Origin of the sequence: Acinetobacter sp. OYA S30, from assembly GCF_033599315.1 — a bacterium.
Taxonomy (GTDB): Bacteria; Pseudomonadota; Gammaproteobacteria; order Pseudomonadales; family Moraxellaceae; genus Acinetobacter; species Acinetobacter baumannii.
On record NZ_JAWVAV010000057.1, the window covers coordinates 1 to 13,991 of the forward strand.

Below are 13,991 nucleotides of genomic sequence, written 5' to 3' on the forward strand. Positions count from 1 at the left end.
CAATAAAGAATTATTTCAAAGAATCATCGATACTAAAGAATAAGACAGAATAAAAATCCTATCGTTTTTAATAAATAAATTTCTATTTTTCTCATGAATTGATGAGTCAATGTATAGGATAAATCATTACTCTATGCTATAAATAATTAATAGGCATGATTTTTGCTTGTTTTTTGGAAAGAGAAATATATGAAATTATCTGTTGGATTGAAAGTTGCGAATTCATTATCGTTAACGCCTCAATTGCAGCAGGCAATCCGTTTACTACAACTTTCTAGCCTAGAGTTAGAGCAAGAAATCCAAATTCAATTAGATAGTAATCCATTACTTGAAAAAGTAGAAGATGAATCACTAGCAGAAAGTTTATCTACTTTAGAACACAAAGAAACTGATGATCTTACAACAGAGTTAAATGCTGATCACTTACCTGATGACTTGCCTGTTGATACTGAATGGGATGACATTTATACACATCAATCCACTGCTTTGGGTACTCCTGAGTTCGAAGAGCGTGAAGATAATCGCCAAGTTCACCTGACGCTTAAAGAACATATTTTGGAGCAAGTGAACTTACTACATTTTTCAAAAATAGATCAGTTGATTGCTTATTGCATAGTTGATGCTTTAGATGATAAAGGTTTTCTGGATGCTGAATTAGAAGAGATTATTTTGGCAGTACAGCATTTATTAAGTGAGATGGATATAGATGAGGAAGTGGAAGAGGATGAAGTTTTAGTAGTCTTAAAACATATTCAACGTCTTGATCCAATTGGTATTGGAGCTCGTAATTTAGCTGAATGTTTAAAAGTTCAGTTGGAGTTCTTGCCTCGAGAAACTGAATATTTGAAAGAAGCTAGAAGTCTACTTCAATATTACGAATTACTGATTGCGAATGATCTTAATAAACTATTAAAACAAACAGGGCTTTCTAAGGAACAGTTAAAATTTGCAGTTGATTTATTAAAAACATTAAAGCCTTATCCAGGCATGGATTTTGAAAAGCAAGAATCAGAATATCAAATTCCTGACGTAGTCGTTGCCAAGAAGGACTTGCATTGGCAAGTTCAGTTAAATCCTGATGTAATGCCAAAATTAAGAATCAATTCTTTTTATTCGAGTATGATTCGTAGAGCAGATCAAAGTGATGATAATTTATATCTACGTAATCAAATGCTTGAGGCTAAAAATTTTATAAAAAGTATTGATGAACGACACAAAACATTATTGAAAGTTGCGACTTGTATTGTTGAGCATCAAAAAGCATTTCTTGAAATAGGTCCCGAAGCAATGAAACCCTTAGTACTAAGGGATGTTGCAGAAGAAGTAGAATTACATGAGTCGACCGTTTCTCGCGTTACCACAAATAAGTATATGCTTACTCCACGTGGACTTTTTGAGTTGAAATACTTCTTTTCTAGTCATGTGGGGACAACCACAGGAGGTGAGGCTTCTTCTACCGCAATTCGGGCAATGATTAAAAAGTTAGTTTCTAATGAAAATCCGCGTAAACCTTTGTCTGATAATGCAATTGCTGCTTTATTGAAAGAGGAGGGAATAGAAGTAGCTAGAAGGACTGTAGCAAAATATAGAGAATCGTTACATATTCCATCGTCATCCGAGAGAAAAGTCTTGATCTAAATTTTGAAGTATGGCTATTCTACTCATTCATTATGACGAAATAATGAAATTTCATTTTCACCAAGAGGAGTAGCTAAAATGGTTTAATTGTCCCAAATCATCTTTTTAGATTGCATTAAATCGTTTTAGTTCTTCTTTATATAACCCAAAAAGGTGAGGGATAGAATTATGCAAATAACGATTCGTGGACATCATTTAGCAATTACACCAGCTATAGAAGAAAATATTAAAGCAAAATTTAATCAGTTAACGAAACATCTTGATCAGGTGAATAGTATGCAGATTAAATTAACGAAAGATCATCAGATTGATAAGCGCTCACATAAGGGTAGCTCTAATCATGTGGCTGAAGCGATAGTTCGATTACCTGGAATTGAGCTGTTTGCTCAAGCAACAGCGGATGATATGTATACTTCAATAAAAAAACTGACTGAAAAATTAAAAAAACAATTGTTAAAATATCGGAAAATGCAATGTACGTATTCTCAAGTTGCTGTTTCTATTTAATAAGTTTTTAATAATTGAGAGAGGCTTGAAATATAGCCTCTTTTTTATTGATAAAATATAAACACGTACTGAATTCTTTGAAAAAGTTATAGTAAAATACTTCGTTTTACACCGTAGGTTGTGTCAGAGGTCTTTGCAATGAATAGTGAACAGCTCACTCAAATTTTAAAAGAAGCTTTTCCTGGGGCGGAAGTAGTGGTGAGCGGACAGGCTGGAAAATTTGACCTCCGTATTGTGGATGATCAATTTGAAGGTAAGCGTACTGTTGCCCGCCAACAAGCAGTTTATGCACCATTAAATACTTATATTGCAAGTGGCGAAGTTCATGCCGTAACAATTCGTGCGATGACCAAAGATGAATGGCGCAAAGCAAGCCTTTTCGGAGCTTAAATATTAATGGATAAATTTTTAATCACGGGCGGTGTTAAGCTCGAAGGGGAAGTACGCATTTCTGGTGCTAAAAATGCGGCTTTACCGTTACTTGCGGCAATGATTCTTGCTGACTCTCCAATTACATTAACCAATGTTCCAAATCTTAAAGATGTAAATACTTTGGTGAAATTAATTGGTGGACTGGGTGTCACAATTAGTTATGAAAATGACACGGTTAAGGCGGATACTTCTACTTTAGATAACCAGTTTGCTCCTTATGAGCTTGTCAAAACAATGCGTGCATCTATTTTGGTATTAGGGCCATTATTAGCGCGTTACGGAAATGCCAAGGTTTCATTACCTGGCGGATGTGCTATTGGCTCTCGTCCAGTAGATCAACACTTAAAAGCCCTAGAAGCATTGGGTGCACATATCGAAGTTGAAAATGGTTATGTACATGCCACTGTTGATGGTCGTCTGAAAGGCGGCGAAGTGGTTTTTGATATGGTTACCGTTGGTGGTACCGAAAATATTTTAATGGCAGCTGCTTTGGCAGACGGTGTAACCACAATCCGTAATGCTGCACGTGAACCTGAAATTACTGATCTTGCGCAAATGCTTATTAAAATGGGCGCAAAAATTGAAGGTTTAGATACGGATACATTGGTTGTTACTGGTGTAGAAAGTCTACATGGCTGTGAATATGCAGTTGTTGCAGACCGCATCGAAACAGGTTCTTACTTAGCTGCTGCTGCGATTACTGGTGGACGTGTAAAAACCACCCATACAGATCCTTCATTGCTTGAGGCTGTTTTAGATAAGTTTGAAGAAATGGGTGCTGAAGTTACCCGTGGCGATGACTGGATTGAATTGGATATGTTGGGTAAGCGTCCTAAAGCAGTAAGTTTTAGAACACTACCTCACCCAGAATTTCCGACTGACATGCAAGCACAAATTATGGCTGTAAATGCAATTGGTCGTGGGTTTGCAACGATTTCCGAGACCATTTTTGAAAATCGTTTCATGCATGTTCCTGAATTGTCACGTATGGGTGCTAATATTCAGGTCGAAGGCCATGATGCTGTTGTGACGGGTGTTGAAAAATTACAAGCAGCACCTGTAATGGCAACAGATTTACGTGCTTCATTCTCTTTGGTTTTAGCGGCTTTAGTTGCTGAAGGTGATACATTAATTGACCGTATCTACCATATTGACCGTGGTTATGAGCATGTCGAAGAAAAACTTCAAGGTTTAGGTGCCAAAATTAAGCGAGTAAGTTAATGAATGACGTAAGAAACGATGATCCTAATTTTAACGTAATGGGTAATTTTGATCATGGTTTGACCTTGGCACTGAGTAAAGGACGTATTTTAAAAGAAACTTTACCTTTACTTGCTACAGCCGGTATTAACTTGCTTGAAGACCCGGAAAAATCGCGTAAGTTAATTTTTCCAACCACACATAAGCAGGTTCGTATTTTAATTTTACGTGCATCTGATGTGCCAACTTATGTTGAGAATGGTGCAGCTGACTTAGGTGTAGCTGGTAAAGATGTACTTATGGAACATGGCGCTCAGCATGTCTATGAGTTATTGGACCTGCAGATTGCGAAATGTAAATTAATGACTGCTGGTAAAGTAGGAATGGAACGCCCAAAAGGTCGTTTAAAAATTGCCACTAAGTATGTCAATCTTACACGTCAATATTATGCGAGCTTAGGCGAGCAGGTGGATGTTATTAAACTTTATGGTTCTATGGAGTTAGCACCATTAGTTGGTTTGGGCGATTATATTGTTGACGTAGTGGATACTGGAAATACTTTACGAGCAAATGGCCTTGAGCCATTAGAAGAAATTTGCAAAGTATCTTCACGTCTTATTGTCAATAAAGCGAGCTTTAAGCGTAAACAGGTTTTATTGAACCCAATCATTTCCCAACTTGAACAAGCTGTTCAATCACGTTAAAAGTAATTTCCTATCATGCTTTTGCGATAGTTGTAGATATGATGCCCACAAGAGCTTAGAAAAAGAGTAAACTTGGTTTTTCTTTTTCGCCTTGTGGGTAAATTGATGCGACGTTTATCGACTCAAGATCAGAACTTCAAACAGGTTTTTGCCGAGCTTTTAGCTTTTGAAACCGTTAATGATCCTAATTTAGTTCAAACAGTAGATCAAATTATTGCTGATGTTCGTCAGCATGGTGATGATCATGTTTTAAAACTTACTCAACAGTTCGATCGACATCCAGCGCATCAATTTTCCGATCTAGAATTGTCTCAACAACAACTTAAAGCTGCTTTTGATGGTTTAAATCAAGAGATTCGTGAAGCCCTGCAACTTGCAGCTGATCGTATTCGTACTTTTCATGAAGCTCAAAAACAAGATAGCTGGACTTATGTAGATGATTTGGGTAATACCCTAGGACAAAAAGTGACTCCACTTGACCGTGTTGGTATTTATGTACCAGGCGGACTTGCATCTTATCCTTCATCTGTACTTATGAATGCGGTACCAGCACATGTGGCCGGTGTACCTGAAATTATTATGGTTGTGCCAGCGCCAAATGGTGAACTAAATACACTCGTTTTAGCTGCCGCCTATCTAGCAGGTGTTAGCCGAGTATTTACCATTGGTGGGGCACAAGCTGTTGCTGCTTTAGCTTATGGTACTCAAACTGTTCCACGTGTTGATAAAATTACGGGTCCTGGAAACCGATTTGTGGCAGCTGCTAAACGTGCTGTATTTGGTCAGGTGGGTATCGACATGATTGCTGGACCTTCTGAAATATTAGTTTATGCAGAAGGTGTGAATAATGCTGAATGGTTAGCGATGGATGTATTATCTCAGGCTGAACATGACACAGTAGCTCAAGCTATTTTCATTACTCCAGATGAAGCATTATTAGAAGCAGTAGAGTCTGCAATTGAGAAACATTTAAATGAATTGCCTAAAGCCGAGATTGCGCGTACATCGATTGAAAATCGTGGTGCATTAGTTTTGGTAAAAGACCGTGCTGAAGCAGTTGATTTAATTAATCAGGTTGCACCAGAGCATTTGGAACTATGTCTTGATGATGCTGAAGCGATGAGCCAAGATATTCGTCATGCAGGGGCAATTTTTATGGGTCGCTATACACCTGAAGCAATTGGTGATTATTGTGCTGGCCCAAACCACGTATTACCGACATCAGGCACAGCTCGTTTCTCTTCACCACTTGGTGTATATGATTTTCAAAAGCGCTCTAGTTTGATCATGTGTTCAAAAGATGGCGTTAAGACTTTGGCTAAAACAGCTGATGTACTTGCTGTTCAAGAAAATCTCGATGCCCATGCACGCTCGGCGCGTTATCGTTATCAATAAGTTTTAAGCCTATCAGTGTTTTTCATGATTATTCAGGGCTGACTTTCAGCCCTTTTTTGAGATAAGACTATGACTGTATCTACAGCACAAATGCGTTTTTGGAGTCCTGAGGTTCGTGAATTAGAGCCGTATGTGCCAGGTGAACAACCTAAAATCCAGAATCTATTAAAGTTAAATACCAATGAAAACCCATATCCACCATCACCAAAAGTAGTAGAAGCAGTTCAAGCGGTGTTACATGCACAAGCCGATGTGCTGCGTCTATATCCAGATCCGGATGCGACAGCGTTAAAGCAAGCAATTGCGAAACAACAGAATATTGATGTATCTCAAGTTTTTGTAGGTAACGGTTCTGATGAGGTATTGGCTCATATCTTTAAAGCATTTTTTCTTCAAGATGAACCAATCCTGTATCCGGACATCACTTATAGTTTCTATCCAGTTTATAGCCAATTTTTTGGCACAAAAACAAAAGAAATTCCTCTCAATGAGAATTTCGAAATTGATGTGCGAGATTATACCCAGCCAAATGGTGGGGTTATTATTACCAACCCAAATGCACCAACCAGTATTGCGCTCAGCTTGGCAGAAATCGAACAAGTATTACAGGCAAATCCGGACCGCGTGGTTGTGATTGATGAAGCTTATGTTGATTTTGGTGCTGAGTCAGCTGTAAGTTTGATAAACCGCTATGAAAATCTTGTGGTATGCCAAACGACTTCAAAGTCCCGTTCTTTAGCAGGCCTACGAGTCGGGTTTGCGATTGCTCAGTCTCACTTGATTGCAGCACTTGAGGCTGTAAAAAATAGTTTTAATTCATATCCAATTGATCGCTTTGCTATTGCAGCAGCAGTAGCTTCTTTTGAAGATCAGGCTTATTTTGAAGAGCAGTGTCAAAAAGTTATAACAAGTCGAGAGAAACTTGTTCGTGATTTAACTGTACTTGGTTTTAACGTTTTGCCATCGAAAGCGAATTTTATTTTTGCTACGCATTCACAGCATGATGCTGGGCAACTTGCACAAAAATTACGTGAGCAGGGCATTATTGTTCGTTACTTCAATAAGCCTCGCATTAATCAGTTTTTACGTATCACGGTTGGAACTGATGAGCAAAACGCGCGTTTAGTTCAAACTTTGAAGCAAGATATTCTTTAATACTTATTCTGCTGTGCTGTTCATCAAGTTCAGCATAGCAGAGATTTTATCAAGGCTTTCCTGATATTCAGCCTCAGCCTCTGAAGCAATAGTAATACCGCCGCCTGCCCAAATAGAGAGCTGGTTTTGATATTGTTGAAAACTACGAATTAAAATATTCCAGCGTCCAGTACCATCGAAATTAAAATATCCTAAAGTGCCGCAATATGCTCCCCGAGGTGCGCCTTCTAGCTCTTCAATAATTTGCATTGCCCGAATTTTAGGAGCTCCTGTAATTGAACCTCCTGGTAAAGCAGTGAGTAACATCTGCATAGGATTAATATCATTTTTAAGTGTAGCCGTAATCTCACTCACCATATGATGAACTTGATTGAAGCTCTCAATTTCGAATAGTTTTGTTGTTTTTACCGAACCTGTATTGGCATAAATGCTCAAATCATTACGTAATAGATCAACGATCATCACATTTTCTGCTTGATCTTTTTTAGAATTTTTTAAAGTTTGTTTTGAAAGTAAATCCTGCTCTTTATTCTCATAACGAGGCATTGTACCTTTAATGGGTCTGGTTTTAATTTGCTTATCTACATTAAATTCAATAAATAATTCAGGAGAGCAACTTAACAACTCAAATTCTGTTAATTTTAAATAACCAGAATATGGTGCATTGGTTAAATTCCATAGCTCATCTGCTTTATTTAATAATGAACCAGTAAAATTCGCTTTGAATTCTTGAGTAAGGTTAATTTGATAACAATCTCCTGCCTTAATATATTCTTGTATTTTGTGAAAAGCAGTTAAGTATGTATTCTTAGACCAGCGAGGATGAATATTTTGTTCTAGTTTAAAATTGTTTTTTTGTAGTTTGCTAGAAGGTTTATTGAGTAGAGCTGAAAGATAGTTAAAAATTTCAAAAGCATTATTTTCATCGCTAAAAAAATACCATTCATTATTTATTTTTTTAATAAAAGAATAATAGGAACCTATAAATAAAGACGGTTGTTTATGTGATTGATTATTTATAAATTGATGTGCAGAAAAGTCATAACTAATAAAACCAATATATCCACCCTTAAAACTTATTTTTTCTCTATTGCTATTTTTTAGGTCTTGAGATTGGAATTGTGTAAAATCTAAAAGATTTTCTATATAAGATGAAAACTTATATTTATTTAAATCAGTTTTAGTGAATAAAAAGTTTTGGTTATTTTGAGCGATTAAATAATTTTTTGGCAAAAAACCAATAACAGGATTGTTATCATCTTGAAGATATACAAGTCCAGTTAACTCTTCTAATTTTTTTAAAATATCGGCAGCGGAGTAATAGCTTTCTAAAGAGATTTTTTTCTTTAAATGAGACATTTTAAACATGTGAGAGTTTGGAAGAGGTGGCATAGTTTACTACAAGTTAGAGTTCAACAGGCAGTTGAGTGAAAAGACCCCAACATTTCGTGGAAAAAACAACCTAATTATCCTTCAGATTTCAGAATAGTAATAAATCTTTTTACTCAGTTAGACACCGTACCGTTTATCGGGTAATTGGCAAAAAATGCATTACACTAGTTGAACAAAAATTAACGTAGCTGTAATTTAGTAATTGCTAAGCAAAACTACTCAAGGATTGGAAGTTTCGGTTGCCATAAAAGAAAAATGCAACTTGAGACAGTAAGAGTGGTTAAAGTCAAAAAATAAATGCTCTTGGGAGAGTGCTCAATGAAAATGTTCACTAAACTTGCTTTAGTTTCTTCTTTAGCTATCAGTGCAAATGCAATGGCAATGCAATCAATGGATGATGCTGCGCTCAGTGCTGCTACAGGTCAAGATGGTATTAATATTGGTATCGCTCTAGGTTCAGGTGGTATTTCTATCGACAAATTATTTATTCATGACAATGATGGCTTGGATCCGGCTACTGGTATTACAGGTGCAGCAGCAACTGCTGGTGCAATTACAATTACGGGTACAACTGCAACTGGTGGTAAAGCAATAACTCTTACACAAGTTGATCCAACTACTAATTTATTAGATCTTAAAATTGATAGTGTTGGTGCATCAGGTACTAATGGCGCATTTTTAAATGTAGCTGCAAATGTTGGTGCAGTTAATGTAAAAGTTGGCTCAATTGGCGTAGGTTCTTCTAATACTTTAAATGAGACAACTGCTGTTCGTGGTATTACAGAAGCAGCTCCAACTGAAATTATTTCTGGTTTAGATTTATCTTTAGGTGCAATTTCAGCTAATGTTCAGTTAGGTTCGACACCACAAGGTGCAATGATCAAAGTAAATTCAAGTTTGCAAGGGGGCTTAACACTATCTAACTTTGGTATTAATGATGCTGCAGGTGGTGGTCAAATCTTCCTTGATAAGGTTATGGTTCGTGGTGCAGGCAATACAACTGGGAATTTAGATGTTAATGCTAATATTTCAGTTGTTCCAACCGGTTTAAAAATTCAAAATAATAGTGCTCAAGGTATGAATGTTTATGTACAAGGAGTACATTTAGGTTCTAACACTGCTGCTTCGATTGGTGATGTAGAAATTCAAGGTTTAAATGTAGGTACCTCTACGATTACAATCGCGGGTCATTAATTTAAATATAAAAAAGCGCGTTTTATACGCGCTTTTTTTATAAAAATAAAAAGCTTCTTCATATGGTTATAATAAAAATTATTATATAAGTTTTAAATGTATTTAAATTATTTATAGAAAAATGAGGGGTAATTATCATTCCATCTATAGTAAAACTATACATTCATCAAAAAGATTAAAAAAAAGCTGTTTTTTACATAAAAAAAAGGTATCTTCAACACACAGGGATGTAGAGCTATTGCTCTAAGAATAAAATGAATAAGGCCAGTTAGGCTACCATTTAGACCAAGTGCTTATGTTAGAGATTGCTTTAGGCTCAGCATTGATATATTACTTTGCAACAGAAGCCTTCGAAATAGAAAAAAACCGCCGGGAACTGTTTATTATACAGAGACTGCCGATTCACGTAATTTATCATTTCATCGAAATCATATTGAACCAGTTACTATAAAACCAGCTGTTGAAGACCAGTTTCGTGGTATTGTTCGGCAAGCCTACGATTATAGTTGTGGATCTGCTGCGCTTACGACTTTATTAAACGGCTATGTTGGAACAAGTTTAACTGAACAGCAAACAATGAGTGGTTTGCTGCAGTATGGCGAATATCAACGTATTATTGAACGCCGAAGCTTTTCGCTACTTGATATGAAACGCTTTGTCACAGCAATTGGCTTAGAGAGTGGTGGTTACCGAGGGGAGTTTTCTGATTTAGTTAAACTCGGTCAACCTGCAATTGTTCCGATTTCATATGCTGGTTTTAAACATTTTGTCGTATATAAAGCTTATAAAGATGGACGAGTATATGTAGCTGATCCAGCTTTAGGGAATATCAGTTTTGACGAAAATCGTTTTAAGGAAATTTGGGATAATAATACGTTATTTGTAATTTCAGTTCCTGAATCTCAGCGTAAAGACCTACTGGCCCTAAAAGATGCAGATATGCGCCATGTAGAGGATGCAACAGTCAATAGATATGCTTTTGTTGATGTGCAATACCCGACGTTTAATTATGACCGTTTAGCAAATAAGGCTTCTACGATGAGGCGTGTCTTAGATGATGATGACAAATCGCCAACTTATGGAAAGCCAATAGAAACTTATATGCGTCTTTATTACAAGCGTAAATAGTCGAATTTAAAGTTAATAAAATAAATAAATTGGGTGGGAAAAACATGAATAAACTTTGGATGAAGATGAGTGTGTTGGCCTTAAGTATGAGTGCCATTACAGGGACAATCTATGCTGAAGATCAAGTGCAACAAGCGCAAGTATCTGGCTTAAATCAAACTGTAGCAGAGGAAACGGAAAGCGCTGAATTTTCAGCAGCTACTAGTTCGGCCACCAACAATAGTGATACACCAACTTCCAATATAATGGATACTAACGGGGTGGCGCCAGGGTCTAATAGTGAGGCACATCAAGCTGCAAGTGCATTACAGAAAAAAGAAGGTGATGCTAGCCAAGAGACTAACCTACAAGAAGTTTTTACTTCAAATGAGCGCCAATATTCTTTGATTAAGAAGGGCGTAATCTCTTCTTATTATGATATTGATTATACTTATTATCGGGATAGTATATTGGACTTGGCATTAGCAGACGATAACTCACGAATCAGCCGTTTAAGAATCAGGGAAGATGCTCAACATACATTAACAAATAGTTTTACAGCACAATATGGTGTTTTGGATAATTTAACACTTTCGGCAACATTACCTTTAGTTGCTAAATCTGATATCGCTAGTGATTCAACTACAGCTGGGTTAGGTGATATTTCTTTTGGTGCGCGTTGGGAACCTTTTCCATTAAAGCAAGGGCGTTTACCACTCGTTCTTTTTGGTAGCGTATCAACTAAAACAGGTGATAGCCCTTATGAGGTTGGTTCAGAAGAGCTTTCAACAGGTAAAGGTTATTATTCAGTTGGGTTAGGAGCCAGTACCCGTAAGTATATTGATCCTGTTGTGTTATTCGCTTCCATATCTGCTAATTATGGTTTTAAGGAGTCTGGTTTAAATCAGGTACGTGGTAATAATCGTACTTTAGAATCTTTTGATCCAGGAATTAGCGGTGGCTTTTCTTTCGGCTTTGCATATTCATTTAACTATGACGTGTCTTTAACGATGTCATATCAACAGAGCTTTAACTTTAATTCCGAGTTTCAGTTTACAAGTGGTGAATCTTATAAATCTCCAGACCAGAGCAGTGCCATGATGGCTTTTGCGTTAGGCGTACGTGTTTCACCTGAAACAATTGTTAACGGTACTGTTGGCTTTGGTTTAACTGAAGATGCGCCAGATGTTTCACTTGGCTTGTCATTTCCGTTAGATATTTTAGGTTTTAATAAAAAACAAAAATAAGGAGATATGCAGGTGAAATATCCTAAATTATGTCCTTTAACGGCGGCAATTGTTATCTCCGGTTTTTCTAGCTTTGCCAATGCTCAATTAGGACAAAACCTAGCTGTTGATATTCGCTCCTTATCCATGGGGAATGCAGTAACTGCAGACCCTCCTGGTATTAGTGCAGTTCATTTTAACCCTGCAGCTTTAGCAAAAATTGATGGGTTGCAAACAGATGTACAAGGGATTCTTGCAAACTTTGATATTCAAAGAGAATTCTCAGCACCGCCTGGATATAACGTTTTTGGTTATTCAGATGACCCGATTGTTTGTAATGATGGCCCAGAAGTTTCAGCCAATATTTGTACAGATTTTAAAGACTCTGTTCACGGTGATGTGGAGTACGCGAGCCTGTATGTACCTATTCTTAAAAAAATGGTAGATCTCGGAGCTGGTTATCCACTAGTTGCCCCTACAGCAGGAATTGCCTATAAGCCACCAGGATCAAAAGTAACCTATGCAACAGCCGTGTATGCACCGTTGGTTGCAGGATTTGGAGCTGAAAATGGAAACCCTGGTAACTACATGGGTCAGCAAGTTGCTGTTGAGCGGATCACCTATTTATCACCATCTTTTGGTTATCAGGTAAATGATCATTTATCGATTGGCGCTTCTGTAGGGATGTCATATAACGCCCTTGCATTAAAAACCGACTTACGTTTCCCTAATGAGATGATAGGGGTATTACGTATGGTTGATGAGGTGGTTTGTAAACCTTTTAAAAATAATAGTGACATGATCACCGACTTACTATTATTTGGGATTTGTAACACACAAGAAGGTATGAATCCATTTGGTAAGATGGGAGCACTACAGGTTTCATTAGAACAATCTTTAAGCCCAAGTTACAACTTAGGATTGCTTTGGGAACCAACAGATAATTTTGGGTTTGGTATGGTATACCAGAGCTCTGCCAAGATGCGTTTAAAAGGCAAATATATGATTGATAATGCCAAAGCGCCTCAGCAACTTGTGTCAGGACTTAACTCATCTGCTACGGGTCAAATTTTAGCTAGAATTCTTGGGTTGCCAGGTTATGTTCCTGATATTGAGTCAGGCTTAGTAGCAATGGATTTAGAATATCCAGCCCATTTTCAGGCGGGTATTAAATATAAGATATTGCCAGATTTACAATTGAACTTAGATGTTGGATGGACTGACTATTCAGCATGGGATAAATTTAAATTTGAATTTGATCGCCAGATTTCATTACTTAAAGTTGCAAAATTACTATCTAATAATGTGACTGATAACTCCTTGGCATTACCATTGAAGTTTACTTCCCCATGGAGTTGGGGTATTGGTTTAGAGTATTCCGCAACAGATCGTTTGAAATTACGTGCAGGTTATGAACCGCGTGCTAGTGCTATTCCTGATGATAAACGTAATACCATGGTCCCAATTAATAATGCGCAATTATTTGGTCTCGGCGTGGGTTATCGTTTTGATGCGGATACAGATCTAGATCTTTCAGTCGGTTTCCTACGTAGTCGTGACAATATTCCAGCTTGTACGAGTACATTATCGAATAAATGTGGTGTCGATAATATCTTATTAAACCCATACGCTGGTTTGGATGTGAAAACTAATACCAAAGTTACAGTACTTGGTTTGAGCTATAGAACGAAATGGTAAGACTATATAAATGGATGTTTAGCCCTAAATTTGCTATCACAACTTTATGCGTTGCGATAGCAAGTATTTCTGTATCTTATGCAGACGGTTTTTATACAATTATTGGGCCAGATGGGCGGCCTATGATTGTACCAAGTAAAAGAATTGATCAGAAAAAACAACCTATCCCTAAAATAGAGGAAAAAAAACCACAAACTCAGCAGAATCAACCTATAGTAGATGCTGTACAAAAAACATCTAAAGAAAAAGAACAAACTAAAAATTTACCGAAAAAACTGGAACAACATGTCCAAGAAAAATTAAATACTGCACCGACTGCACCGACTGCACCGACTGCACCGAC

11 protein-coding genes and 2 pseudogenes are annotated in these 13,991 nt (G+C 37.1%); 12 read left to right on the plus strand and 1 reads right to left on the minus strand.

The features are described from left to right. The first annotated feature begins 189 nt into the window (after positions 1–189). The 7 genes from R5R67_RS17665 to hisC all read left to right on the plus strand — a co-directional run bounded on the left by R5R67_RS17665 (position 190) and on the right by hisC (position 7,031). On the plus strand, positions 190–1,638 hold the full coding sequence (locus tag R5R67_RS17665) for an RNA polymerase factor sigma-54 (protein WP_000778202.1): 1,449 nt from the start codon (positions 190–192) through the stop codon (positions 1,636–1,638). A gap of 168 nt (positions 1,639–1,806) precedes the next feature. Further along, positions 1,807–2,145 (plus strand): ribosome hibernation-promoting factor, HPF/YfiA family, encoded by a 339-nt coding sequence (gene hpf, locus R5R67_RS17670; protein WP_001167461.1) that lies wholly within the window; start codon positions 1,807–1,809, stop codon positions 2,143–2,145. Positions 2,146–2,283: 138 nt separating this feature from the next. Continuing rightward, positions 2,284–2,535 carry a BolA family iron metabolism protein IbaG gene (gene ibaG / locus R5R67_RS17675; protein WP_001083681.1) on the plus strand — a complete coding sequence of 84 codons (252 nt, stop codon included), beginning with the start codon at positions 2,284–2,286 and terminating at the stop codon, positions 2,533–2,535. Positions 2,536–2,541: 6 nt separating this feature from the next. Further along, a complete protein-coding gene (gene murA / locus R5R67_RS17680) occupies positions 2,542–3,798 on the plus strand; it encodes a UDP-N-acetylglucosamine 1-carboxyvinyltransferase (RefSeq protein ID WP_000357156.1) in 1,257 nt (418 codons plus the stop codon). Continuing rightward, positions 3,798–4,481: an ATP phosphoribosyltransferase gene (gene hisG, locus R5R67_RS17685; RefSeq protein ID WP_001000724.1), complete on the plus strand. Its 684-nt coding sequence runs from the start codon at positions 3,798–3,800 to the stop codon at positions 4,479–4,481. Before murA ends, hisG begins: the two co-directional genes overlap by 1 nt. Before the next feature lie 105 nt (positions 4,482–4,586). Next, on the plus strand, positions 4,587–5,876 hold the full coding sequence (hisD, locus tag R5R67_RS17690) for a histidinol dehydrogenase (protein ID WP_001253728.1): 1,290 nt from the start codon (positions 4,587–4,589) through the stop codon (positions 5,874–5,876). Between the two features lie 69 nt (positions 5,877–5,945). Further along, positions 5,946–7,031: a histidinol-phosphate transaminase gene (hisC, locus tag R5R67_RS17695; RefSeq protein WP_000218875.1), complete on the plus strand. Its 1,086-nt coding sequence runs from the start codon at positions 5,946–5,948 to the stop codon at positions 7,029–7,031. A gap of 3 nt (positions 7,032–7,034) precedes the next feature. On the opposite strand, the gene R5R67_RS17700 is transcribed toward hisC, so the two are convergent. Beyond that, positions 7,035–8,423 (minus strand): anthranilate synthase component I family protein, encoded by a 1,389-nt coding sequence (locus tag R5R67_RS17700; RefSeq protein WP_001134882.1) that lies wholly within the window; start codon positions 8,421–8,423, stop codon positions 7,035–7,037. A 318-nt stretch (positions 8,424–8,741) separates the two neighbouring features. Here R5R67_RS17700 and R5R67_RS17705 point away from each other — a divergent pair, with 318 nt between their 5' ends. The 5 genes and pseudogenes from R5R67_RS17705 to R5R67_RS17725 all read left to right on the plus strand — a co-directional run. Continuing rightward, positions 8,742–9,617, plus strand: a complete 876-nt coding sequence (locus tag R5R67_RS17705) for a DUF6160 family protein (RefSeq protein WP_000781576.1) — start codon at positions 8,742–8,744, stop codon at positions 9,615–9,617. A gap of 295 nt (positions 9,618–9,912) precedes the next feature. Further along, positions 9,913–10,745: pseudogene (locus R5R67_RS17710) on the plus strand (C39 family peptidase). Positions 10,746–10,789: 44 nt separating this feature from the next. Continuing rightward, a complete protein-coding gene (locus R5R67_RS17715; RefSeq protein ID WP_002040506.1) occupies positions 10,790–11,971 on the plus strand; it encodes a hypothetical protein in 1,182 nt (393 codons plus the stop codon). Between the two features lie 12 nt (positions 11,972–11,983). Next, entirely contained in the window at positions 11,984–13,648 is a 1,665-nt protein-coding gene (locus R5R67_RS17720; protein ID WP_003111848.1) for an OmpP1/FadL family transporter, read from the plus strand. Then, positions 13,642–13,991: pseudogene (locus R5R67_RS17725) on the plus strand (protein FilE); the annotation flags it as partial. The gene R5R67_RS17720 and the pseudogene R5R67_RS17725, both read left to right, overlap by 7 nt.

What these genes read in the sequence shown, in the direction of transcription:
- hisC (WP_000218875.1), top strand. Translation starts at nt 5,946, where the DNA reads ATGACTGTATCTACAGCACAAATGCGTTTTTGGAGTCCTGAGGTTCGT.
- hpf (WP_001167461.1), top strand. Translation starts at nt 1,807, where the DNA reads ATGCAAATAACGATTCGTGGACATCATTTAGCAATTACACCAGCTATA.
- hisD (WP_001253728.1), top strand. Translation starts at nt 4,587, where the DNA reads ATGCGACGTTTATCGACTCAAGATCAGAACTTCAAACAGGTTTTTGCC.
- murA (WP_000357156.1), top strand. Translation starts at nt 2,542, where the DNA reads ATGGATAAATTTTTAATCACGGGCGGTGTTAAGCTCGAAGGGGAAGTA.
- R5R67_RS17700 (WP_001134882.1), bottom strand. Translation starts at nt 8,423, where the DNA reads ATGCCACCTCTTCCAAACTCTCACATGTTTAAAATGTCTCATTTAAAG.
- R5R67_RS17705 (WP_000781576.1), top strand. Translation starts at nt 8,742, where the DNA reads ATGAAAATGTTCACTAAACTTGCTTTAGTTTCTTCTTTAGCTATCAGT.
- hisG (WP_001000724.1), top strand. Translation starts at nt 3,798, where the DNA reads ATGAATGACGTAAGAAACGATGATCCTAATTTTAACGTAATGGGTAAT.
- R5R67_RS17665 (WP_000778202.1), top strand. Translation starts at nt 190, where the DNA reads ATGAAATTATCTGTTGGATTGAAAGTTGCGAATTCATTATCGTTAACG.
- ibaG (WP_001083681.1), top strand. Translation starts at nt 2,284, where the DNA reads ATGAATAGTGAACAGCTCACTCAAATTTTAAAAGAAGCTTTTCCTGGG.
- R5R67_RS17715 (WP_002040506.1), top strand. Translation starts at nt 10,790, where the DNA reads ATGAATAAACTTTGGATGAAGATGAGTGTGTTGGCCTTAAGTATGAGT.